General features: G+C 59.9%; 23 protein-coding genes and 1 other RNA gene. 13 read left to right on the top strand and 11 right to left on the bottom strand.

What is annotated here, in order from left to right; all coding sequences use genetic code 11:
• Positions 1–169 precede the first annotated feature (169 nt).
• The 4 genes from KGB20_RS08610 to KGB20_RS08595 are packed head-to-tail and all read right to left on the bottom strand — an operon-like array spanning position 170 to position 3017.
• Positions 170–907, bottom strand: coding sequence for an amino acid ABC transporter ATP-binding protein (locus KGB20_RS08610; protein WP_150813730.1), 738 nt, complete (start codon positions 905–907; stop codon positions 170–172).
• Positions 894–1544, bottom strand: coding sequence for an amino acid ABC transporter permease (locus tag KGB20_RS08605; protein WP_057712811.1), 651 nt, complete (start codon positions 1542–1544; stop codon positions 894–896). Before KGB20_RS08605 ends, KGB20_RS08610 begins: the two co-directional genes overlap by 14 nt.
• Positions 1541–2209, bottom strand: coding sequence for an amino acid ABC transporter permease (locus KGB20_RS08600; protein ID WP_150813731.1), 669 nt, complete (start codon positions 2207–2209; stop codon positions 1541–1543). The genes KGB20_RS08605 and KGB20_RS08600 overlap by 4 nt, the downstream gene beginning before the upstream one ends.
• Positions 2210–2231: 22 nt before the next feature.
• On the bottom strand, positions 2232–3017 hold the full coding sequence (locus KGB20_RS08595; protein ID WP_150813732.1) for a transporter substrate-binding domain-containing protein: 786 nt from the start codon (positions 3015–3017) through the stop codon (positions 2232–2234).
• Between the two features lie 255 nt (positions 3018–3272).
• Here KGB20_RS08595 and KGB20_RS08590 point away from each other — a divergent pair, with 255 nt between their 5' ends.
• From KGB20_RS08590 to KGB20_RS08560, 7 genes are all read left to right on the top strand, one after another.
• Positions 3273–3980 (top strand): FadR/GntR family transcriptional regulator, encoded by a 708-nt coding sequence (locus tag KGB20_RS08590; RefSeq protein ID WP_154909838.1) that lies wholly within the window; start codon positions 3273–3275, stop codon positions 3978–3980.
• Between the two features lie 120 nt (positions 3981–4100).
• Complete coding sequence (gene trxA, locus KGB20_RS08585; RefSeq protein ID WP_003206727.1) at positions 4101–4430, top strand: thioredoxin TrxA; 330 nt, start codon at positions 4101–4103, stop codon at positions 4428–4430.
• A gap of 247 nt (positions 4431–4677) precedes the next feature.
• The gene (gene rho, locus KGB20_RS08580) at positions 4678–5937 is read left to right on the top strand and encodes a transcription termination factor Rho (RefSeq protein ID WP_057712815.1); all 1260 of its coding nucleotides are present in this window, start codon (positions 4678–4680) and stop codon (positions 5935–5937) included.
• Between the two features lie 182 nt (positions 5938–6119).
• Positions 6120–8117 (top strand): acyltransferase family protein, encoded by a 1998-nt coding sequence (locus KGB20_RS08575; protein ID WP_154909840.1) that lies wholly within the window; start codon positions 6120–6122, stop codon positions 8115–8117.
• 69 nt (positions 8118–8186) lie between these two features.
• Positions 8187–9653, top strand: coding sequence for a 4-hydroxy-3-polyprenylbenzoate decarboxylase (gene ubiD / locus KGB20_RS08570; RefSeq protein WP_008048693.1), 1467 nt, complete (start codon positions 8187–8189; stop codon positions 9651–9653).
• Complete coding sequence (locus KGB20_RS08565; protein WP_090452076.1) at positions 9653–10621, top strand: CDP-6-deoxy-delta-3,4-glucoseen reductase; 969 nt, start codon at positions 9653–9655, stop codon at positions 10619–10621. Before ubiD ends, KGB20_RS08565 begins: the two co-directional genes overlap by 1 nt.
• A 311-nt stretch (positions 10622–10932) precedes the next feature.
• The gene (locus tag KGB20_RS08560) at positions 10933–11601 is read left to right on the top strand and encodes a gamma-glutamylcyclotransferase (protein WP_090452075.1); all 669 of its coding nucleotides are present in this window, start codon (positions 10933–10935) and stop codon (positions 11599–11601) included.
• Here KGB20_RS08560 and glpT read toward each other — a convergent pair.
• Positions 11577–12926, bottom strand: coding sequence for a glycerol-3-phosphate transporter (gene glpT / locus KGB20_RS08555; RefSeq protein WP_008048696.1), 1350 nt, complete (start codon positions 12924–12926; stop codon positions 11577–11579). The two genes, KGB20_RS08560 and glpT, sit on opposite strands and share 25 nt — an antisense overlap.
• Positions 12927–13252: 326 nt before the next feature.
• On the opposite strand from glpT, the gene KGB20_RS08550 reads away from it, so the two are divergent.
• Positions 13253–13867 (top strand): energy transducer TonB, encoded by a 615-nt coding sequence (locus KGB20_RS08550; protein WP_154909842.1) that lies wholly within the window; start codon positions 13253–13255, stop codon positions 13865–13867.
• 47 nt (positions 13868–13914) lie between these two features.
• On the opposite strand, the gene KGB20_RS08545 is transcribed toward KGB20_RS08550, so the two are convergent.
• Entirely contained in the window at positions 13915–14892 is a 978-nt protein-coding gene (locus KGB20_RS08545; protein ID WP_154860919.1) for an NADPH:quinone oxidoreductase family protein, read from the bottom strand.
• Between the two features lie 150 nt (positions 14893–15042).
• Between KGB20_RS08545 and KGB20_RS08540 the strand changes: the two genes are divergently transcribed.
• Positions 15043–15450 carry a flagellar basal body-associated protein FliL gene (locus tag KGB20_RS08540; RefSeq protein ID WP_032829534.1) on the top strand — a complete coding sequence of 136 codons (408 nt, stop codon included), beginning with the start codon at positions 15043–15045 and terminating at the stop codon, positions 15448–15450.
• Between the two features lie 142 nt (positions 15451–15592).
• On the opposite strand, the gene KGB20_RS08535 is transcribed toward KGB20_RS08540, so the two are convergent.
• The gene (locus KGB20_RS08535) at positions 15593–16045 is read right to left on the bottom strand and encodes an EVE domain-containing protein (protein WP_154909843.1); all 453 of its coding nucleotides are present in this window, start codon (positions 16043–16045) and stop codon (positions 15593–15595) included.
• A 195-nt stretch (positions 16046–16240) separates the two neighbouring features.
• On the opposite strand from KGB20_RS08535, the gene KGB20_RS08530 reads away from it, so the two are divergent.
• Positions 16241–16396, top strand: a complete 156-nt coding sequence (locus KGB20_RS08530; protein WP_007982896.1) for a hypothetical protein — start codon at positions 16241–16243, stop codon at positions 16394–16396.
• 35 nt (positions 16397–16431) lie between these two features.
• Here KGB20_RS08530 and KGB20_RS08525 read toward each other — a convergent pair whose 3' ends face one another.
• The 4 genes from KGB20_RS08525 to KGB20_RS08510 all read right to left on the bottom strand — a co-directional run bounded on the left by KGB20_RS08525 (position 16432) and on the right by KGB20_RS08510 (position 17856).
• Positions 16432–17037 (bottom strand): 5-formyltetrahydrofolate cyclo-ligase, encoded by a 606-nt coding sequence (locus KGB20_RS08525; RefSeq protein ID WP_008048703.1) that lies wholly within the window; start codon positions 17035–17037, stop codon positions 16432–16434.
• Positions 17038–17123: 86 nt separating this feature from the next.
• Positions 17124–17302, bottom strand: a non-coding RNA gene (ssrS, locus tag KGB20_RS08520) — 6S RNA.
• Between the two features lie 30 nt (positions 17303–17332).
• The gene (locus tag KGB20_RS08515) at positions 17333–17650 is read right to left on the bottom strand and encodes a cell division protein ZapA (protein WP_057712821.1); all 318 of its coding nucleotides are present in this window, start codon (positions 17648–17650) and stop codon (positions 17333–17335) included.
• Entirely contained in the window at positions 17647–17856 is a 210-nt protein-coding gene (locus tag KGB20_RS08510; protein ID WP_007982902.1) for a TIGR02449 family protein, read from the bottom strand. The genes KGB20_RS08515 and KGB20_RS08510 overlap by 4 nt, the downstream gene beginning before the upstream one ends.
• 194 nt (positions 17857–18050) lie before the next feature.
• On the opposite strand from KGB20_RS08510, the gene KGB20_RS08500 reads away from it, so the two are divergent.
• The 3 genes from KGB20_RS08500 to ubiH are packed head-to-tail and all read left to right on the top strand — an operon-like array spanning position 18051 to position 21154.
• Complete coding sequence (locus KGB20_RS08500; protein ID WP_057712822.1) at positions 18051–18608, top strand: YecA family protein; 558 nt, start codon at positions 18051–18053, stop codon at positions 18606–18608.
• 27 nt (positions 18609–18635) lie between these two features.
• Positions 18636–19970 (top strand): Xaa-Pro aminopeptidase, encoded by a 1335-nt coding sequence (pepP, locus tag KGB20_RS08495; RefSeq protein ID WP_154909845.1) that lies wholly within the window; start codon positions 18636–18638, stop codon positions 19968–19970.
• Positions 19967–21154, top strand: a complete 1188-nt coding sequence (ubiH, locus tag KGB20_RS08490) for a 2-octaprenyl-6-methoxyphenyl hydroxylase (RefSeq protein ID WP_150813740.1) — start codon at positions 19967–19969, stop codon at positions 21152–21154. The genes pepP and ubiH overlap by 4 nt, the downstream gene beginning before the upstream one ends.
• The last annotated feature ends 16 nt before the right edge of the window (positions 21155–21170 follow it).

Raw genomic sequence — 21170 nt, 5'->3', positions numbered from 1 at the left:
GAGCTGTCGAAGGCTGCGATCTTCTGCCGCGGGAATATTTGCGGTGCTGCTGATGGCCTCTTCGCGAGCAAGCCCGCTCCCACATTTAACCGCGTACCTCAGTAACAACGCGGTCAACTGTGGGAGCGGGCTTGCTCGCGAAGGCGGCCTTCCGGTCAACAAAGATCTATCAGCCCGCCGCCTCAACCGTCCCAATAAAATTCGCCAGCTCCGCCGTCTGCGGATTCGCGAACAGAATCTTCGGATCCCCAACCTCATGCACCTTGCCCTGGTGCATGAACACCAACTTATCCCCAACCTCCCGGGCGAAGCGCATTTCGTGGGTGACCATGATCAGCGTCATGCCTTCCCTGGCCAGTTGCCGGACCACGCTCAGTACTTCATTGACCAGTTCCGGGTCCAGTGCCGAGGTGATTTCGTCGCATAGCAAAACCTTCGGCGACATCGCCAGTGCCCGGGCAATCGCTACCCGCTGTTGCTGCCCGCCCGACAGCCGATCAGGGAAGGCATCGAACTTTTCCCCCAGCCCGACTCTTTCCAGCATCTGCCGTGCCAGTTCGGCAGCTTTGGCTTTTGGCACTTTCTGCACCACTTGCGGCGCGAGCATGACGTTCTCGCCGACGGTCAGGTGCGGGAACAGATTGAACTGCTGGAACACCATGCCGACTTTCTGCCGCAGGCTGCGCAGGTCGGCGCGGGCGGCGTCGAGGTACTCGCCGTCAACTTCTATCACGCCGTCGTTGATCGACTCCAGGCCGTTGAGGGTGCGCAGCAAGGTGGACTTGCCCGAGCCACTACGGCCGATGATTGCCACCACCTGGCCTTCCTCGATGCTCAGGTCGATGCCTTTGAGCACATGGTGATCGCCGTAGTATTTATGCAGGGCGGAAATTCTAAGCAGAGGCATGCAGTCTCCTTTCCAGGTATCGCGCACTGAGCGACAAGGGGTAGCAGAGCAGGAAGTAGCCGAGGGCGACGAGGCCGTAGACCATGAACGGTTCGAAGGTGGCGTTGGCGAGCATGCCGCCGGTCTTGGTCAGCTCGGTGAAGCCGATGATCGAGGTGACGGCGGTGCCTTTGACCACTTGCACCGAAAACCCCACTGTCGGCGCCACGGCGATGCGCAGGGCCTGGGGCAGGATCACATGGCGCAATTGTTCCAGCGGGTTCAGCGCCAGGCTCGATGAGGCTTCCCACTGGCCGTTTGGAATCGAATCGACGCAACCGCGCCAGATCTCCGCCAGATAAGCACTGGTGAACAACGTCAGTGCAATCGCCGCGGCCATCCACGGCGAAATCTCGATCCCGGCCAACGCCACGCCGAAAAACACCAGGAACAGTTGCATCAATAGCGGTGTGCCCTGGAACAGTTCGATGTAAGTGCGGGCGAAACTGCGCGGCAGGGATTTTTTCGAGATGCGCATGACCATGATCAGTAAGCCAATCAGTCCGCCGCCAATGAACGCCACCAGCGACAGCGCCAGCGTCCATTGCAGGCCCGTGAGCAGGTTGCGCACGATGTCCCAGAAAGTGAAGTCGCTCATCGGCTGCTCCTTGCGATGAAGCGGTGGCCAAGCCAGTTCAGCAACTGGCGGATCAGCAGCGCCATGCACAGGTACAGCAGTGTGGTCAGGGCGTAGGTTTCAAAGGCGCGGAAGTTGCGCGACTGAATGAAGTTGGCGGCGAAACTCAGCTCTTCCGTCGCGATTTGCGAACACACCGCCGAGCCGAGCATCACGATGATGATCTGGCTGCTCAGGGCCGGCCAGACTTTGCCCAGTGCCGGCAGCAGCACCACATGACGGAACGCTTCGAAGCGCGTCATCGCCAGTGCCGCTGCGGCTTCCAGCTGACCCCGGTGGATCGACTGGATGCCGGCGCGGATGATCTCGGTGGAATAGGCGCCGAGGTTGATGACCATCGCCAGCACCGCCGCCTGCCATTCGGAAATCTGCACGCCCAGGGACGGCAAGCCGAAGAAGATGAAAAACAACTGCACCAGAAATGGCGTGTTGCGGATCAACTCGACGTAGACCGCGAAAATCCCCGCGAAAGGCCGGATGTTCCACGCCCGCACCAGCGCCCCGACGATGCCCAGCCCCACGCCGAGCACAGCGCCGATGGCGGTCAGCTCAAGGGTGAACAACGCACCGCGCAGCAACAGATCGGTGTTGTTCACCACCGGCAGGAAATCGAACTGATAAGCCATAAAACGTCTCCAGCGCGCCGAATCAGAGATCGGCCGGCAGCGGTTCTTTCAGCCAGGTCAGGGCGTTCTTTTCCAGCGCGCCGTCGCTCTTGGCGGTCACAAGAATCTGGTTGACCTTGTCCAGCAGCGCCGACTCGTTCTTGTTCACGCCGACGTAGACCGGTGAGTCCTTGAGCTTCACTTTCAGCGCCGGCACGCGTTTCGGGCTCTTCTCGCTGATGGCGACCATCACCACGTTGCCGCTGGCGATCAGGTCGACTTGCCCGGCCAGGTACGCGGCAATGGTCGAGTTGTTGTCTTCGAAACGCTTGATGGTCACGCCTTCGGGGGCGACCTTGGTCAGCTCGATATCTTCGATGGCACCACGGGTGACGCTGATGGTCTTGCCCTTGAGATCGTCCAGGCCCTTGATGTCGGCGTCTGGCGGACCGAACACGGCAAGGTAGAACGGCGCGTAGGCGCGGGAGAAGTCGATGACTTTTTCGCGCTCCGGGTTCTTGCCGAGGCTGGAGATCACCAGGTCGACCTTGCCGGTGGTGAGGAACGGGATGCGGTTGGTGCTGTTGACCGGCGTCAGTTCGAGTTTGACCTTGAGCTGGTCGGCCAGCAGTTTCGCGGTGTCGATATCGAGGCCGCGGGGTTTCATGTCCGGGCCGACCGAGCCGAATGGCGGGAAGTCCTGGGGCACGGCCACCTTGAGGACGCCGCGCTTGACCACATCCTCCAGACCATCGGCGTGGGCGGGTGCCAGGCTCAGCATCAGGCTGGCGAACAAGGCTGCGAGGAGGGCGCTGTAACGCTGGGTCATGGCAAATCTCCGGATCGGCAAGAAGTGATTTCTGCGGATCGACAGAGCATGGGCCATGCCAACATGGGGTTTTGAGGGCGCCAGGGCACGGTTTTACTGGCGTCGCACGGTCTTACTGGTCTGAACAGTCAGGTTGCTTTTCGCACCCCGATGGCGCAGCCGTGAAAATCTCCGAACCCCCATGGGGCACGACTTGCCGGACGTCGCGAATAGCTTTACAACTGAGCGCACATTGGCTGGTTCGTCTGGAAAACCATGAACTCGATCTCCCGCGCCGTACCTGAAGTGGCGCTGCAAGCCATCCGCAAACTGATTACCGAACAGGGCTTCGGGCCGGGGGATGCCTTGCCCTCGCAACGGGACCTGGCGGTGCAATTGGGGGTCAGTCGGGCGTCGTTGCGCGAGGCGTTGTCATCGCTGAGTGCGCTGGGGGTCATCAGTATCCAGCCGGGCAAAGGCGTATTCGTGCAATCGCCCGTGGAGCTACCGCGGGGCGATGCGGCGCCGGGCTGGCCGTTCGCGGCGCAGGCTTCGCCGTTGGACATCTTTCAGTTGCGCTATGCGCTGGAAGGTTTTGCTGCGGGGTTGGCGGCCGTAACCTTGAGCACCGACGAACTCGATGCGCTGGAAGACAATGTCGCCGCCATGCGCAATGAGCTGAAGTCCGGCGACTTCGAAGCCGCGGCCCGGCTGGATTTCGAATTCCACCGCCGCATCCTGCTGGCCAGCGGCAATCAGGCGATGCTGAGCATCCTGACCGCCAGCGCCGACATCTTCCTGGAAAGCCAGAAGCTACCGTTCATCCGGGTCGAGCGGGCCATGGAAACCTGGCAGGAACACCGCAAAATCCTTCGTGCGCTGGCTCGCCGAGCGTCTGGCGCCGCGCAAAAGGCCATGCAAGAGCACGTACGTAACGCCGCGTTGCGCACCGGAATCGCGTTCATCGCTCCCGCCACTTCATGACCTGAGCTATACCCAAACTCATGGATCACCATAGCGAGACTCAATCATCTGCACCTTCCTGAACGAGGGAAGGACCGCTATGATGGGCCACGTTTTTTTGCTTACAACCTGGAGAATTCCATGAGCAGCGATCTTATCAAACACGTTAGCGACGCTAGCTTCGAGGCCGACGTACTCAAGGCCGAAGGCGCTGTACTGGTCGATTACTGGGCTGAATGGTGCGGCCCTTGCAAAATGATCGCTCCTGTTCTGGACGAGATTGCCGAGACTTACAAAGGCAAGCTGACCGTTGCCAAGCTGAACATCGACGAAAACCAGGAAACCCCGGCCAAGCATGGCGTGCGCGGTATCCCGACCCTGATGCTGTTCAAGAACGGCAACGTTGAAGCGACCAAGGTCGGCGCACTGTCGAAGTCGCAACTGGCTGCATTCCTCGACGCCAACATCTAAGCGTCGTTGCAAAGTGTCCTGAAAAAGCCCCGCAAATAGCGGGGCTTTTTGCGTATTCAGGGCTAGACGCTCCTAAACTCAGATGGTACATTCGGCCCCGCACTGGTTTCTCCATTGCCCCCTGCTAGCCGTCGCCGACGCACTCCTTTTCGAATAAGTACGCGATCCTGTCGCCTTCTCCGCGGCGCGGCCTCATTAAGCCAAAAGCTTAATTTCCCCCCTCCATAAATGATTACGTCATTCCTATATGAATCTGACTGAACTCAAGCAAAAGCCGATTACCGAACTGCTCGAATTGGCCGAACAGATGGGCATAGAAAATATGGCCCGTTCGCGCAAGCAGGACGTGATTTTCTCCCTGCTCAAGAAGCACGCGAAAAGCGGTGAGGAAATCTCCGGTGATGGCGTGCTGGAGATTCTCCAGGACGGCTTCGGCTTCCTGCGCTCCGCTGACGCTTCCTATCTCGCAGGTCCGGACGATATCTACGTCTCGCCGAGCCAGATCCGTCGTTTCAACTTGCGCACCGGTGACACCATCGTTGGCAAGATCCGCCCTCCAAAGGAAGGCGAGCGTTATTTCGCGCTGCTCAAGGTCGACACGATCAACTTCGACCGTCCGGAAAACGCGAAGAACAAGATTCTCTTCGAGAACCTGACCCCGCTGTTCCCGACCGTGCGCATGAAGATGGAAGCCGGTAACGGTTCCACCGAAGACTTGACCGGTCGTGTCATCGACCTGTGCGCCCCGATCGGTAAAGGCCAGCGCGGTCTGATCGTTGCACCGCCGAAAGCCGGCAAGACGATCATGCTGCAGAACATTGCCGCGAACATCGCGCGTAACAATCCTGAAGTTCACCTGATCGTGCTGCTGATCGACGAACGTCCGGAAGAAGTAACCGAAATGCAGCGCACCGTGCGCGGTGAAGTGGTTGCCTCGACGTTCGACGAGCCGCCAACCCGTCACGTGCAGGTTGCCGAAATGGTGATCGAGAAGGCCAAGCGCCTGGTCGAGCACAAGAAAGACGTGGTGATCCTGCTCGACTCCATCACTCGTCTGGCTCGCGCCTACAACACCGTGATCCCGAGCTCCGGCAAGGTACTGACCGGTGGTGTCGATGCTCACGCCCTGGAGAAACCGAAGCGTTTCTTCGGCGCCGCGCGGAACATCGAAGAAGGCGGCTCGCTGACCATCATCGCCACCGCGCTGGTTGAAACCGGCTCGAAGATGGACGAAGTGATCTACGAGGAATTCAAAGGCACCGGCAACATGGAGCTGCCTCTGGATCGCCGCATCGCTGAAAAACGCGTGTTCCCGGCCATCAACATCAACCGTTCCGGCACCCGCCGCGAAGAGTTGCTGACCGCCGACGACGAGCTGCAGCGCATGTGGATTCTGCGCAAACTGCTGCACCCGATGGATGAAATTGCTGCCATCGAGTTCCTGGTCGACAAGCTGAAAACGACCAAGACCAACGACGAATTCTTCCTGTCGATGAAGCGCAAGTAACATCGCCCGTTGAGTTCAAGAGAATGGCGCCCCGGTGGGGCGCCTTTTTTTTACCTGGGCCATGGGAGGTTTTTGATTGGCCAAGGTCAGTTGGTTAGCACTTCAACCAGCCGCGTTTGCAGTCATCTCCGGGGGCGATGCTCAAGCGCGCTGAAAATAACGATCTGACTGGTTTAATGCTTATGAGCTCACTGGCTTATCGAAGGGATATCGACGGCTTGCGCGCAGTGGCGGTGATCGCCGTCGTGCTGTTTCACTTTGGCGTTCCTGGGTTTACCGGCGGCTTTGTCGGCGTGGACGTGTTTTTCGTGATTTCCGGTTACCTGATCACGTCGATCATCTGGAATCAGCGCCAGGCCGGGCAATTCAGCTTCGTCGATTTCTGGGCCCGGCGTGCGCGGCGGATTTTGCCGGCGTTGTTCGCGATGATCATTGCGGTGCTGGCGGTCGGCTGGTTTTTGCTGGCACCGAAGGATTACGAAGAACTGGGGCGATCGGTGCGTTACCAGGTGATGTTCGTCTCCAACATCCTGTTCATGCGCCAGGACGGCTATTTCGATGTCGCCTCCGATCTCAAGCCCCTGCTGCACACCTGGTCGCTGGCGGTGGAGGAGCAGTTTTACATCGTCTTCCCGTTGCTGCTGACACTGCTGTCGAGCCGTCTCAAGCATTGGCGACTGGCACTGTTCAGCGTATTGCTGCTGTCCTTTGGTTTGAGCGTGTGGGCTGTCGCCCATCATCCGGAAAAAGCTTTCTTCCTGTTGCCTATGCGTGCGTGGGAGCTATTGGCCGGTGCAATGCTGGCGGTAGCACCCAAGTCTGCATGGCGTCTCAAGCCGATGGCGGCGCAGTGGCTGAGCCTGCTCGGTATGTTGCTGATCCTGTTGGCGGTGTTCGGTTATGACAAGGCCACGCCATTCCCGGGTGTCGCGGCGTTGCTGCCGGTGCCGGGTGTGGTGCTGCTGATTCTGGCCAACGGTCATCGTGAAACCTGGGTTGGTCAGTTTTTGAGCAGTCGGATAATGGTCGGCCTCGGTCTGATTTCATATTCCTGGTACCTGTGGCACTGGCCGGTGTTCGTATTCTCCAGCTATGCCAGCGTCGGTGAAACGAGTGTTTTCGACAGTGTCGGGTTGATTTTACTGACGCTGTTGCTGGGTTATCTGTCCTGGAAATTCGTCGAAACCCCGTTTCGTGAGCGTCGCCTGCTCGCCGGGCGCCGGCAGATTCTGCTCGCTGGTGCCTGCGGCGTCCTGGTGCTCGGCCTGGCCGGACAAGCCTTGCGATGGACCGACGGCTTGCCATGGCGTCTGTCTGACCAGGCGCTGCAATACGCCAAGGGTCGCGAATGGCGGCCAGAGCTGATGGCCTGCCTGGCCGATGACAAGACGCCGGATGACAAGTTGTTCTGCCGTTATGGCGCGCAAAACCGCCTGCCCCCAGCGCTTGTCTGGGGCGATAGCCATGCCACGGCGTTGATTCCGGTTTTCGACGAGGGTGCCAAGGCCCATGGCGTCAATGTGATGCTCGCCAGTTCTGCCGGCTGTTTGCCTGTCGCAGGCCTGGAGCACGATGCGCGTTGTGCGCGGTTCAATCGACGTGTTGAACAGGCCCTGAAGCCGCAAGCTGTCAGCGATGTGGTGCTGGTTGCACACTGGAGCCTATACCTCTACGGCGATGCCAAAGGTGATCTGGGCCACGTTCTGAAAAACCCTGACGGGCATTACGATCGCGCAATTGCCGAACAACGTCTGGCCGATGGCTTGCGTACCCGAGTCGCGCAATTGCGTGCCGGCGGGCATCGGGTCTGGCTGGTAAAAGAGGCGCCGTTGCAGGCCTTCAGCCCACCGTATCGCCTCACCCGTCTGGCAATGCTGGCCCGTCCGGTCGACGATGTCGGGCTGGCGCTCGCAGAGCATCACAAGCGCCAGGCATTCATCAGTCAATTGTTCGCACAATTGGCGCAGGACCCGGCGGTACAGGTGGTGGACCCGGCGCCAAGACTGTGTGATGCCAGCGGCCTGTGCCGCGCCGAACGCGGCGGCTACTCGTTGTACACCGATGACAATCACCTCTCGGAAGTCGGTGCGCGGTTCGTGGCGCCGATCCTCGAACCGCTGTTTGTCAGTCTGCAAGCCAGGGCAAACGAGGGGGAACCGCAGGTGAATGCATCCAGATAAGCAGCGATAAGCTGCCAGCGGCCGGCAGAGCAGGTAGGATGTACGCCTATTTTTCGGGTGCCATCATCAATGAAATTCAAGGATCTTCGGGATTTCGTGCAGCAGCTTGAGCAGCGCGGAGAGTTGAAACGCATCCAGATCCCCGTCTCTCCAGTGCTGGAGATGACCGAGGTGTGTGATCGCACGCTGCGTGCCAAAGGCCCGGCGCTGTTGTTTGAAAAGCCGACAGGCTATGACATCCCGGTACTCGGCAACCTGTTCGGTACCCCCGAGCGGGTCGCCATGGGCATGGGTGCCGAGTCGGTCAGCGAGCTGCGCGAGATCGGCAAGCTGCTGGCGTTCCTAAAGGAACCCGAGCCGCCCAAAGGCTTGAAGGATGCCTGGTCCAAGCTTCCGATCTTCCGCAAGATCATTTCGATGGCGCCGAAAGTCGTCAAGGACGCGGTGTGCCAGGAAGTGGTCATCGAAGGCGACGACGTCGACCTGGCCATGCTGCCGGTGCAGACCTGCTGGCCGGGCGATGTCGGTCCGCTGATCACCTGGGGCCTGACCGTCACCAAAGGCCCGAACAAGGATCGCCAGAACCTCGGTATCTACCGTCAGCAAGTGATCGGTCGCAACAAGGTCATCATGCGCTGGCTGAGCCACCGTGGCGGCGCGCTGGATTACCGCGAGTGGTGCGAAAAGCATCCGGGCCAGCCGTTCCCGGTTTCCGTGGCCCTGGGCGCTGACCCGGCGACTATCCTCGGTGCCGTGACCCCGGTGCCCGACAGCCTTTCCGAATACGCCTTCGCAGGCCTCTTGCGCGGTAACCGCACTGAGTTGGTGAAGTGCCGCGGCAACGATCTGCAAGTGCCGGCCACCGCCGAAATCATCCTCGAAGGCGTGATCCATCCGGGCGAGATGGCCGATGAAGGCCCATACGGCGACCACACCGGCTACTACAACGAAGTCGACAGCTTCCCGGTGTTCACCGTCGAGCGCATTACCCATCGGATCAAGCCGATCTACCACAGTACCTACACCGGCCGTCCGCCGGATGAGCCGGCAATCCTCGGCGTGGCATTGAACGAAGTGTTCGTGCCGATCCTGCAGAAGCAGTTCCCGGAGATCACCGATTTCTACCTGCCGCCCGAAGGTTGCTCGTACCGCATGGCCATCGTGACCATGAAAAAGTCGTATCCGGGCCACGCCAAGCGGGTAATGCTGGGTGTCTGGTCGTTTTTGCGACAGTTCATGTACACCAAGTTCGTTATCGTCACCGACGACGATATCAACGCCCGGGACTGGAACGACGTGATCTGGGCCATCACCACGCGCATGGACCCCAAGCGCGACACCGTGATGATCGATAACACGCCGATCGACTACCTCGACTTCGCCTCGCCGGTTTCCGGCCTGGGGTCGAAAATGGGCCTCGATGCCACGCATAAATGGCCGGGCGAAACTACTCGCGAATGGGGCCGGGTCATCGTCAAGGACGATGCCGTGACCCAGCGGATCGATGCCATCTGGAATCAGTTAGGAATAGATTGATGCGTGTAACCTTGCAGCCCTCCGGAGCAGTACTTGAGATATTGCCCGGCGAGCGGATTCTCGATGGCGCACGACGTCTGGGCTACGAATGCCCGCAAAGCTGCCGCAACGGCAATTGCCACGTGTGCGCCGCGCTGCTGGTGGAAGGCCGGGTCGAGCAGGCTGGCAATGTGCGTGACCATGGCGAGTTCTACACTTGCATAGCGGAGCCGCTGGAAGACTGCATCGTGCTGTGGGATGGCGTGCTCGCGCTGGGAGAACTGCCGGTGCGCAGCGTGTCGTGTCAGGTCATTGAGTGCAAGGAGGTGGGCGGCGACACCTGGCGCGTGCGTCTGCGGGCTCCGGCCGGCAAACCGCCGCGCTACCACGCTGGCCAGTACCTGATGATCGAACGGGAGAACGGCGAAAAGTCCGCATTCTCCCTCGCCTCGGCACCGCATGCGGGGCGCGACCTGGAAATCCACGTACTGGCGCGCGAATCCAGTGCGCTGAGCCTGATCGAACAGCTCCAGCGCAACAGTATGGTGCGGGTCGAATTGCCGTTCGGCGATACCCACCTGGAGGAGTTACCGGAAGGTTCTCTCGTGCTGATCGCCGCGGGTACCGGCATGGGCCAGATCCACAGTCTGATCGAGCATTGCCGGGCTTCGGGTTTCAAGCACCCGGTGCATCTGTATTGGGGCGTGCGTCGTCCTGAAGATTTTTATCAGATCGAGCATTGGGACGAATGGCTGAAGTTGCCCAACCTGTTCCTGCACAAGGTCGTCAGCGATCAATGCGGTTGGGAAGGGCGGTGCGGCATGTTGCATGAAGCGGTCTGTGAAGACTTCCCTGACCTCAAGCCGCTACACGTGTACGCCAGCGGCTCTCCGGCCATGGTCTACGGCACGCTGGATGCTCTGGTGGAAGCGGGAATGGATGCTCATCAAATGCGCGCCGATGTGTTTGCGTACGCGCCGCGGTCTTGATCTGCCCCGACCACCTTGTAGGAGCGAGCCTGCTCGCGATGGTCGTTAACGATTACTCGGGCAGTCAGGCTACCCGCAGCGTTCTTGATTCCATCGCGAGCAGGCTCGCTCCTACAGGTATATAACTCCACATATAGCCAATCGGCATTTATAAATTTTTATAAATATCGGTAGGTTATATGTTGTCCAAGCAATTCATTAAGAACTGTGCCATGGCATTTAAATTGCCTTAAAACTTATGTGCCTTATTGTTACAGCCGTGCGTTCTATTAAGTAATTCTTCACCCGCGGGGAGCTGAACGCTATTCGCCATGAGCGCCATTGAATCTGCTTTTTTGAATCTGGCTTACCCTCCGCGGCTCGATCTGGGGCCGCAGCTCACTCACGAACAACTGCTCAGCTCGATGCAATCGACCATGGCGCGCCACAAGGGCGGGCCGGTGTGGCTGTTTGCGTATGGCTCGCTGATCTGGCGCCCTGAATGCACGGCGGTTGAGCGGGTTCGCGGCCGGGTGCATGGCTACCATCGCGGGTTGTACCTGTGGTCCCACGAACATCGCGGCACACCGGAAATGCCCGGCCTGGTGTTTGGCCTGGATCGCGGCGGTTCTTGCAGCGGTTTCGCCTATCGCTTGCCCGAAGAGCAACTCGAAGCCTCGCTCTACGCACTTTGGCAGCGCGAGATGCCTTTCCCTTCCTACCGCCCGCACTGGCTCAACTGCCGCCTCGACGATGGCAGCCAGGTTCAGGCATTGGGCTTTGTGCTGGAGCGACACCTGCCCAGCTATGCCGGTAACTTGCCGGACCATGTGCTGAGCCATGTGTTCGAAAACGCCTGCGGGCGCTACGGCACCACTCGCGATTATGTCGAGCAGACCGCGCACGCCCTTCGTAGCCACGCCATGCCAGACCGGAATCTGGAGGCGCGGCTCAAGCGCTGTAAATCAAAGGCCGATCAAGCGAGTGCTTCGCGGCCCTGACTGGCGATTTGTTTGTGCCGTAGTGTCGGGGCCAGGAAGGCCATCGCCAACAGGCAGGCACCGACCAGCAGCACGAAACCGCCGTCCCAACCGAAATGGTCCACGGTGTAGCCCATCGCTGCACTGGCCGCGACCGAACCGCCCAAGTAACCGAACAGACCGGTAAAGCCCGCCGCCGTACCGGCAGCTTTCTTCGGTGCCAGTTCCAGCGCCTGCAGGCCGATCAGCATCACCGGGCCGTAGATCAGGAAGCCAATGGAAAGCAGCGCGATCATGTCGACCATCGGATTGCCGGCCGGGTTGAGCCAGTAAACCAGCGTCGCGACCGTCACCAGCGCCATGAACACCATGCCGGTCAGGCCACGGTTGCCACGGAAGATCTTGTCCGACATCCAGCCGCACAGCAGCGTGCCCGGGATACCTGCCCACTCGTAGAAGAAGTACGCCCACGAGGTTTTATCCACCGTGAAACCCTTGGCTTCCTTGAGGTAGGTCGGTGCCCAGTCCAGCACGCCGTAACGCAGCAGATAGACAAAGACGTTGGCCAAGGCGATGTACCAGAGCATTTTGTTGCGCAGCACGTATTTGACGAAGATTTCCTTGGCGCTGAATTCCTCTTCGTGGCTGGCGTCGTAGCCTTCCGGGTAGTCGTTCTTGTATTGCTCGATCGGCGGCAGGCCAACCGATTGCGGGGTGTCGCGCATGGTCACAAAGGCAAACACCGCTACTGCCAGCGCCACGGCTGCCGGCACGTAGAACGCGGCGTGCCAGTCATTGAACAGCCCCATGCCGATCAGGAACAACGGGCCGATCAGGCCACCGCCGACGTTGTGCGCCACGTTCCAGACGGACACCACGCCGCCACGTTCCTTCTGCGACCACCAGTGCACCATGGTCCGGCCACTCGGCGGCCAACCCATGCCCTGCGCCCAGCCGTTGATGAACAGCAAAATGAACATCATGGTCACGCTGGACGTCGCCCAGGGCGCGAAACCGAAAATGAACATCACCCCAGCCGACACCAGAAGACCGAATGGCAGGAAGAAGCGCGGGTTGGAACGGTCGGACACCAGGCCCATGAGAAACTTCGACAGACCGTAGGCAATCGCGATGGCGGACATCGCCAGACCCAGCTGGCCACGGGAGTAGCCCTCATCGATCAGATACGGCATGGCCAGGGAGAAGTTCTTGCGCAGCAGGTAGTAACCGGCATAGCCAATGAAAATGCCGGCGAAAATCTGCCAGCGAAGGCGTCGGTAGGTACTGTCTATTTTTTCTTCAGGCAATGGAGCCTGATGTGCGGCAGGACGAAAGAAAGCAAACATTCAAGAGCTCCAGATTTCTTGTTTTGACTGCGGATACGAATGTTACAGTTTCGTTACCGAAAATAGCACCGGTTCTCATCGGCAAAACAGCGGAAATGTTGGAAGTCGCGCATTCCTTTATGAACATGTCGCTCAGATGTAAGTGAAGGGCGTTGTAGGAAGCGTTACCTGTTTTCGTTTGGGGCATTTGATCTGCCCGGAATGGGGCAGGACTTTAGGAAAGATCCTTCGTTTAAAGCAGAAGTCATGGCGTTATGTCGAATGGCCCGGCGCTTTAACCTTTGTGCTGTTGCCAAGTCTGGCGTTGCAGACGAAGGGAGAGGGACATGCGGTGGTGGTTGGTTGGAATTTTGTTGCTGGTCTCTGCGGATATCAGGGCCGGGGAGGTATTTCTGATACCCGAGAACAACCCAAAGCCGATTTATCCGAAGGCGCTGCATCGGGCGGGTGTCACTGGCATGGTGCGTGTCAGCATGACTGTGAAGGCCGATGGATCAGTCAGTAATGCCGGGATTGTGCAAAGTGCACATCCCGAACTCGAAGAGGCGTCATTGGCCGCAGTCAACCAATGGCGATTCAAGCCGTGGACAATTACCAAGGATCAACCTGCGCAAATCCTCGTGGTCGCACCCATGGAATACAGGCTGGACAGCGAACATCCCTTCCACGTCAACAAGGAGTTGGAGCGGCTGAAGTGCAGTGCTATCGCACGGGCATCGTTGAACATCGCCACTTCCTCGTGGGTGGACCTGCCGGTTTTCAGCTGGACCCGCAGTTACCTGACCCACTCGCTTTCACCGACTCAATTGCCGGAAGAGAAACGTCTGGCTCTGATTGCCAAGCTCAATGCCAGCGTCCGTTCGATTGTGCAGCGGTGTAGCGCACATCCGGCGAGTCGGTATGTGCGGTTTTTGCCGGAGGAGATTCGGGTGTTGCTTTGACGGCAATAAAAGCGCGGCTACATGGCCGCGCTTGTTTGCAGAGAGATTCAGCGAACCTGCACCACCACTTTCCCCACCGCTTTACGCTGGCCAAGGTCATTGATCGCCTGCGCCGCATTGCTCAGCGGATACACCCGGGACACCAGAGGCTTGAGCTTGCCTTCGGCAAACCAGCCAAACAACTGCTGGAAGTTCGCCGTGTTGTCCTGCGGCTGGCGTTGGGCGAACGAGCCCCAGAACACGCCGAGCACTGCCGCACCTTTAAGCAAGGCCAGGTTGACCGGCAATTCGGGAATGCGACCGCTGGCGAAGCCGACCACCAGCAAGCGGCCGTTCCAGGCGATGGCGCGGATGGCCTGGTCGAACAGGTCGCCGCCGACCGGGTCGTAGATCACGTCGGCACCCTGGCCGTCGGTCAGACGCTTGATTTCGTCCTTCAGGCTGGTTTCGCTGTAGTTGATCAGTTCGTCGGCGCCGGCGGCCTTGGCCACGGCGAGTTTCTCTGCGCTGCTGGCCGCCGCGATCACCCGGGCGCCCATGGCTTTGCCGATTTCCACCGCCGCCAGGCCGACGCCGCCGGAAGCACCCAGTACCAGCAGGGTTTCGCCCGGTTGCAGGTTGCCGCGCTGCTTGAGGGCATGCATCGAGGTGCCGTAGGTCATGCTGAAGGCGGCGGCGGTGTTGAAGTCCATCGATGGCGGGATCGGCAGTGCGTTGTAGCCCGGCACGGCGACCTGCTCGGCAAAGCTGCCCCAGCCGGTCAGGGCCATGACCCGGTCACCGACTTTCAAGTGGCTGACTTTTTCACCCACTGCGCTGACCACGCCGGCCGCTTCACCACCCGGCGAAAACGGGAAGGGCGGCTTGAACTGGTATTTGCCCTCGATGATCAACGTATCGGGGAAGTTCACCCCGGCGGCGTGCACGTCCAGCAGGATTTCATTCTTCTTCGCGACAGGACTGGCGACGTCTTCCAGCACCAGCGATTCGGCAGGGCCGAAGGCTTTGCACAGCACGGCTTTCATCAGGGCTATTCCTTTGGGAGTGATGGCCGATAAGTGTAGGTGTGTGGGTCGATGGGTCAACGAGCATGCCCGGCCCTGATAGTCAGCCATAAGCTTGTGCTTGCGCGGCGGGTCGTTATGCTAGGCCGCAAACCGGATAAGGAGCGAATTTTGAAAGCGTGGATCATGTTGATGCTGGCCCTGTCTCTGCCTGTGGCAGCGGTGGCCGAAGAAGCCAAAGAAGATGCAGCTCCGAAGGTCAGTTACATCACCCTGAGCCCGCCGTTCGTGGGTAACTACGGGCTGGACGGCACGCCGAAACTCAAGGTCTACAAGGCCGATGTGGCGTTGCGGGTGACCGGTGACGAGGCTGCCAAGGCGGTGAAGGCCAATGAACCCTTGATCCGCAATCAATTGGTCGCACTGTTCGCCCAGCAGACCACCGAGACGATGAACAACGTCGAGGCCAAGGAAAAGCTGCGTCAGGAAGCGCTGAAACAGACCCAACAGGTGATGAACGACGAAACCGGTAAGCCGGTGGTTGAGGATCTGTTGTTTAACAACCTGATCATTCAGTAAGAACTCTGCTGTCCGGGCCGGCCTCTTCGCGGGCAAGCCCGCTCCCACAGTTTTCTTTGGTGTATACGTGATCGTTTTCCAACACAAATCCATTGTGGGAGCGGGCTTGCCCGCGAAGAGGCCGGTACAGGCAATGAATGACTCAAGGCTTTAAAGCAATCACCGCCGCCCACTGCTCCGGGGTTACGGGCATCACCGACAGTCGCGAGCCTTTCTGCACCAGTGGCAACTCGGCCAGCGCCGTCTGCTGTTTCAGATAATCCAGTTTCAGCACCCGGGCAAACGTCTCGACATGCGCGACATCGATCGCACTCCAGGCGTTTTTCTCCGGAGTGGCCTTTGGGTCAAAATAATGGCTCTCTGGCTCCAGCGCCGTCGGGTCCGGATACGCGGCTTCGACAATCTTGCCGATTCCGGCGATGCCAGGCTCGGGGCAGCTGGAATGATAGAAAAAGAACTCATCTCCCACCGCCATGGTCCGCAGGAAATTGCGTGCCTGATAGTTGCGAACCCCGTCCCAGCGCGCTTTGCCGAGCTTTTCCAGCCCTTTGATCGAGAGTTCGTCGGGCTCGGATTTCATCAGCCAATAGGCCATGTCTTTTGCTCCTTGCGTGGTGATTGAGCAGCTTGTTGGCGATTTTATGACAAACCGACAGTCGGTTGACGTCAGCATTTGCGCAGCGGTTCACGTTGTCGCAAAATGCCGGCCTTTAAAGCTTGACGCTGCTGCACGGCCTACAAACGGAAACCGCTGCTGTCATCGTGTTGATGTGCCTTTGGGGGGCAATCGATGAAACGCAAACCGGATTTACTATGGATTTTGGTCATTTTGTTTGGCCTTGGCGTCGTGACCACTGGCTATGCCCAAAGCCTATGGGCCAACAAGACCGATGCGCCGGTCGAACTCGCCCAATTGCAGCAACAGTCGACAGCCTTCAAGCGCTGATCCTGTTGCCTCGGCGCCACTGATCGAAGTGGCGCCTAGCCTGCGTAATACCAGGCCTTGTCCGTCACCGTTCCTTGCAGCGGCACATCCCAGCTCGCCTGAGCCAATCGCGCCACTTTCTGACATTCATGGGCCAGCCCCAACAGCGTGGGCTTGCGCCAGTCATTTCGTCGCGCCAGGTAGGCCAGGCTCCGGTCGTAGAAACCACCGCCCATTCCCAGGCGTCCGCCGACATCGTCAAAACCCACCAATGGCAACAGCACCAGATCCAGCGCCCAGATCTTGCGCTGCCGGGCGAGGTTGGCCCGTGGTTCGAGAATACGAAAGCGGTTGGGTTTGAGTTTTTCCCCGGGACGGATGCGCTGGAACACCATTTTGGTTCGCGGCCAGGCGCTCAGCACCGGTAGATAGGTGGCTTTGCCCCGGCGTTGCGCGGCGCGCAGCAACAGACGCGGATCGATTTCACCGTCGGTGGGCAGGTAGAGGGAGATGTGCCGGGCGCGGCGGAACAGCGGTTGCTGGGCCAATTGCTTGTACAGCCCGCGAGCGGCCTGGCGTTGCTGGCTGGGTGTCAGTGCGCGGCGGGCCTTGCGCAGCATGCGTCGAAGTTGCGGGCGGGGGAGCAGCGCAGGTTCGGTCATGTATTCGGGCTTCAACAATGCGGATACGTGAAGCGTACCCGTAAAAACGCCAATGCCGGTATCAAAACCGGCATTGGACTGAAATCAGGCTCCCCGAATGTGCCGCTGTCGACTTAGCCCTTGAACCCGAAAGTTCAAGGTGGAAGATGCAGTAGGCTTTAAGGCTTTCCGTCTAGCGGACATGCACACCAGCCCAACGTGCAACCTCCAGGGTATAGCAAATCGGCTCAGGGACATCGCCAACTGGCAAGCACCCCAGGGAGTGAGGGGATTATACCGCAAGCGGCGGCGCGAATCAGCCTTTGGTGACATCCGGATCGGTGGCGAGCGCCAGATCGACGCGATCGAGCAGGTCACGCACTTGTTCGCGGGTCGAGCCGCTGGCCTGGATATCCGGCCGTTCTTCCTTGTGCAACAGGTCGTGGGTGATGTTCAGCGCGGCCATCACGGCGATACGGTCGGCGCCGATGACTTTGCCGCTGCTGCGGATCTCGCGCATCTTGCCGTCCAGATAACGGGCGGCGCTGATCAGATTACTGCGCTCTTCCTGAGGGCAGATGATCGAATACTCTTTGTCGAGGATCTGCACGGTGACGCTATTGCTTGAACTCATGAGTCTTGCTCCAGGGCCTTGAGGCGCGAAATCATCGATTCGACCTTACGCCGGGCGATTTCGTTTTTTTCAATGAGGTGCGCGCGTTCCTCGCGCCAGGTCTTTTCCTGAGCTAGTAAGAGTCCGTTTTGACTCTTAAGTTGCTCGACTCGGGTAATCAGCAGTTCGAGTCTGGCCATCAGCGCTTGCAGGTCGGTGTCTTCCATTGTCTTCACTGTCTGATGGGTGTCGGACTGCAGGAGCGAGCTCGCTCGCGATGAACCCGAGAACGCCGCGGGGTGTCAGGTACCCAACGTTATCGTTGGCGACCATCGCGAGCAAGCTCGCTCCTACAGGGGTAGTCGATGTAGGATACAAGGCCTTCATTCTAGACATAGCGCCGTCTGGCGCCTAGCTGCCCATGACCATTCAGAATTCCCCGTACCAAGCCTTCGCCACCCTGCTGACTTCCAGCGGTCATAACGTCTCGCCTGCCGAACTGCATGGCCTGCTGCTCGGCCGCAGCTGTGCCGGCGCCGGTTTCAATGCCGAAGAGTGGTTGATCGACGCCGCCGAACTGCTCGAAAGCGAGCCGCAGGACAACGTTCGCAACGCCTTGATCGGCTTGCAAGAGATGGTCAAGGGCGAGCTAACGGGCGATGACGTGACCGTCGTTCTGCTTTTGCCGACCGATGACGCCCCCCTCACCGACCGTGCTGTCGCACTGGGCCAGTGGTGCCAGGGTTTCCTCAGCGGTTTCGGCCTGAACTGCCGTGACAGCAGCGCCCTGAGCACCGAGGCCACCGAGGTGCTGCAGGATCTGGCGGCCATTTCCCAGGTGCAGGATGCCCTGGAAGAGTCCGACGACGGCGAAAACGACTACATGGAAGTCATGGAATACCTGCGCGTCGCTCCGCTGCTGCTGTTCTCCGAGACCAAAAAAGACGTACCGGCCGCCGCCAAACCGTCGCTGCACTAATCGTTTGCCAGGGAACGCCATCTGCCCATGATCCATATCCCGAAATCGGAATACAGCCGTCGCCGCAAGGCCCTGATGGCGCAGATGGAACCCAACAGCATCGCCATCCTGCCCGCCGCCGCGGTGGCTATTCGTAACCGCGACGTCGAGCACGTTTACCGCCAGGACAGCGACTTCCAGTACCTCGGCGGCTTTCCCGAGCCCCAGGCCGTACTGGTATTGATGCCGGGGCGCGTGCATGGCGAATACATCCTGTTCTGCCGCGAACGCAATGCCGAGCGCGAGCTGTGGGATGGCCTGCGTGCCGGGCAGGAAGGCGCGATTCGCGACTTCGGCGCCGACGACGCCTTTCCGATCACTGATATCGACGACATCCTGCCGGGCCTGATCGAAGGTCGTGACCGGGTATATTCGGCCATGGGCAGCAACCCCGAATTCGATCGCCACCTGATGGAGTGGATCAACGTGATCCGCTCCAAGGCCAACCTCGGTGCCCAGCCGCCGAACGAATTCGTTGCCCTGGATCATCTGCTGCACGACATGCGCCTGTATAAATCGGCGGCAGAAGTGAAAGTGATGCGCGAGGCGGCGCGGATTTCCGCCCAGGCGCATGTACGGGCAATGCAGGCCTGTCGCGCCGGATTGCACGAATTCAGCCTGGAAGCCGAGCTCGATTACGAGTTCCGCAAGGGCGGGGCGAAGATGCCGGCCTACGGGTCGATCGTCGCGGCGGGGCGCAACAGCTGCATCCTGCATTACCAGCAGAATGACGCGCTGCTCAAGGACGGTGATCTGGTGCTGATCGATGCCGGTTGCGAGATCGACTGTTATGCCAGCGACATCACCCGGACTTTTCCGGTCAGTGGCAAATATTCAGCGGAACAGAAAGCGATCTACGAATTGGTGCTGGCCTCCCAGGAAGCCGCCTTTGCCGAAATCGCCCCGAACAAGCACTGGAATCAGGCGCACGAGGCCACGGTCCGGGTCATCACGGCTGGGCTGGTGAAGCTGGGTCTGCTGCGTGGTGACGTTGACGAACTGATCGCCAGTGAAGCCTACAAGGCGTTTTACATGCACCGCGCCGGCCATTGGCTGGGCATGGATGTGCATGACGTCGGCGAATACAAGGTCGGCGGCGAGTGGCGCGTGCTGGAAGTCGGCATGGCGCTGACCGTGGAACCGGGGATTTATATCGCCCCGGACAACCAGAATGTTGCGAAGAAATGGCGCGGTATCGGCGTGCGCATCGAGGACGACGTAGTGGTCACCAAAACCGGCTGTGAAATATTGACGAGCGGCGTGCCGAAAACCGTCGCCGAGATCGAGGCCCTGATGGCCGCCGCGCGGACACAGGCAGCATGAGTCGAGTCAACCTGGCAATCATCGGTGGCGGGCTGGTCGGTGCAAGTCTGGCACTGGCGCTTCAGGCCGGGGCCAAAGCCCGAGGCTGGAAGATCGTGTTGATCGAGCCGTTTGCTCCTGGCGACACCTGGCAACCGAGTTACGATGCCCGTTCCTCGGCGTTGTCCTTCGGCTCGCGGCAAATCTATCAACGGTTGGGTGTCTGGCAGGAAGTCTCGCGCCGAGCCGAGCCGATCAAGCAGATTCATGTTTCCGACCGTGGTCGATTCTCGACGGCGCGGTTGTCGGCGATGGAAGAGGGTGTTCCAGCGCTGGGTTATGTCGTTGAAAACGCCTGGCTCGGCCAATGCCTGTGGCAAGGCCTGGACAAGGACGTGATCAGATGGCACTGCCCGGCAGAAGTCACCCGCATGGAGCCGCTGACCGACGGCTACCGCCTGACCCTCAATGATGAAACCACCCTGGAATGCGACCTCGCGGTGCTCGCCGATGGTGGCCGCTCCGGCCTGCGCGAGCAACTTGGGATCGGCATCCGCAAGCGTCCATACAACCAGAGCGCGCTGATCGCCAACATCACCCCGAGCGAAGCCCACAACGGCATGGCTTTCGAGCGCTTCACCGACGAAGGCCCGATGGCGTTGCTGCCGCTTCCGGATAATCGCTGCGCATTGGTCTGGACCCGCCTGGGCATGGACGCGCAACGCCTGGCAGCCCTCGACGAGCGCAGCTTCCTCAGCGAGTTGCAGGGTGTGTTCGGTTATCGCCTTGGCACATTGAAGCAGGTGGGTGCGCGGCATCTGTATCCGCTGACACTGGTCGAGGCCGAAGAACAGGTGCGCCCGCATCTGGCGGTGCTCGGCAACGCGGCGCACAGCCTGCATCCGATTGCCGGCCAGGGATTCAACCTGTCCCTGCGCGACGCTCAGGCCCTGGCCAATGCCTTGCTCGCCAGTGAAAAACCATTGGGCGACTTCGCCACGTTGCAGGCCTATCGCGAACACCAGCGTCTCGATCAGGACCTCACCGTGGGTTTCTCCGATCAGGTTACGCGCCTGTTCGGCAGTACCCAGCCGCTGGTGTCCCTGGGGCGCAACATCGGCTTGCTCGGCCTCGATCTGCTGCCACCGGCCAAACGCTGGTTTGCCCGGCAGGCGATGGGGCTGGGTACGCGTCCAGATGCGTAACTGGCTGATCCGCCGA

Source organism: Pseudomonas sp. BF-R-30, assembly GCF_019956175.1.
GTDB classification, from domain to species: Bacteria; Pseudomonadota; Gammaproteobacteria; order Pseudomonadales; family Pseudomonadaceae; genus Aquipseudomonas; species Aquipseudomonas jessenii.
This window is presented reverse-complemented; position numbering and strand designations above follow the sequence as displayed.

What these genes read in the sequence shown, in the direction of transcription:
- trxA (WP_003206727.1), top strand. Translation starts at nt 4,101, where the DNA reads ATGAGCAGCGATCTTATCAAACACGTTAGCGACGCTAGCTTCGAGGCC.
- KGB20_RS08595 (WP_150813732.1), bottom strand. Translation starts at nt 3,017, where the DNA reads ATGACCCAGCGTTACAGCGCCCTCCTCGCAGCCTTGTTCGCCAGCCTG.
- KGB20_RS08600 (WP_150813731.1), bottom strand. Translation starts at nt 2,209, where the DNA reads ATGGCTTATCAGTTCGATTTCCTGCCGGTGGTGAACAACACCGATCTG.
- glpT (WP_008048696.1), bottom strand. Translation starts at nt 12,926, where the DNA reads ATGTTTGCTTTCTTTCGTCCTGCCGCACATCAGGCTCCATTGCCTGAA.
- rho (WP_057712815.1), top strand. Translation starts at nt 4,678, where the DNA reads ATGAATCTGACTGAACTCAAGCAAAAGCCGATTACCGAACTGCTCGAA.
- KGB20_RS08590 (WP_154909838.1), top strand. Translation starts at nt 3,273, where the DNA reads ATGAACTCGATCTCCCGCGCCGTACCTGAAGTGGCGCTGCAAGCCATC.
- ubiD (WP_008048693.1), top strand. Translation starts at nt 8,187, where the DNA reads ATGAAATTCAAGGATCTTCGGGATTTCGTGCAGCAGCTTGAGCAGCGC.
- pepP (WP_154909845.1), top strand. Translation starts at nt 18,636, where the DNA reads ATGATCCATATCCCGAAATCGGAATACAGCCGTCGCCGCAAGGCCCTG.
- ubiH (WP_150813740.1), top strand. Translation starts at nt 19,967, where the DNA reads ATGAGTCGAGTCAACCTGGCAATCATCGGTGGCGGGCTGGTCGGTGCA.
- KGB20_RS08550 (WP_154909842.1), top strand. Translation starts at nt 13,253, where the DNA reads ATGCGGTGGTGGTTGGTTGGAATTTTGTTGCTGGTCTCTGCGGATATC.
- KGB20_RS08565 (WP_090452076.1), top strand. Translation starts at nt 9,653, where the DNA reads ATGCGTGTAACCTTGCAGCCCTCCGGAGCAGTACTTGAGATATTGCCC.
- KGB20_RS08610 (WP_150813730.1), bottom strand. Translation starts at nt 907, where the DNA reads ATGCCTCTGCTTAGAATTTCCGCCCTGCATAAATACTACGGCGATCAC.
- KGB20_RS08530 (WP_007982896.1), top strand. Translation starts at nt 16,241, where the DNA reads ATGAAACGCAAACCGGATTTACTATGGATTTTGGTCATTTTGTTTGGC.
- KGB20_RS08500 (WP_057712822.1), top strand. Translation starts at nt 18,051, where the DNA reads ATGACCATTCAGAATTCCCCGTACCAAGCCTTCGCCACCCTGCTGACT.
- KGB20_RS08525 (WP_008048703.1), bottom strand. Translation starts at nt 17,037, where the DNA reads ATGACCGAACCTGCGCTGCTCCCCCGCCCGCAACTTCGACGCATGCTG.
- KGB20_RS08545 (WP_154860919.1), bottom strand. Translation starts at nt 14,892, where the DNA reads ATGAAAGCCGTGCTGTGCAAAGCCTTCGGCCCTGCCGAATCGCTGGTG.
- KGB20_RS08510 (WP_007982902.1), bottom strand. Translation starts at nt 17,856, where the DNA reads ATGGAAGACACCGACCTGCAAGCGCTGATGGCCAGACTCGAACTGCTG.
- KGB20_RS08515 (WP_057712821.1), bottom strand. Translation starts at nt 17,650, where the DNA reads ATGAGTTCAAGCAATAGCGTCACCGTGCAGATCCTCGACAAAGAGTAT.
- KGB20_RS08535 (WP_154909843.1), bottom strand. Translation starts at nt 16,045, where the DNA reads ATGGCCTATTGGCTGATGAAATCCGAGCCCGACGAACTCTCGATCAAA.
- KGB20_RS08575 (WP_154909840.1), top strand. Translation starts at nt 6,120, where the DNA reads ATGAGCTCACTGGCTTATCGAAGGGATATCGACGGCTTGCGCGCAGTG.
- KGB20_RS08560 (WP_090452075.1), top strand. Translation starts at nt 10,933, where the DNA reads ATGAGCGCCATTGAATCTGCTTTTTTGAATCTGGCTTACCCTCCGCGG.
- KGB20_RS08605 (WP_057712811.1), bottom strand. Translation starts at nt 1,544, where the DNA reads ATGAGCGACTTCACTTTCTGGGACATCGTGCGCAACCTGCTCACGGGC.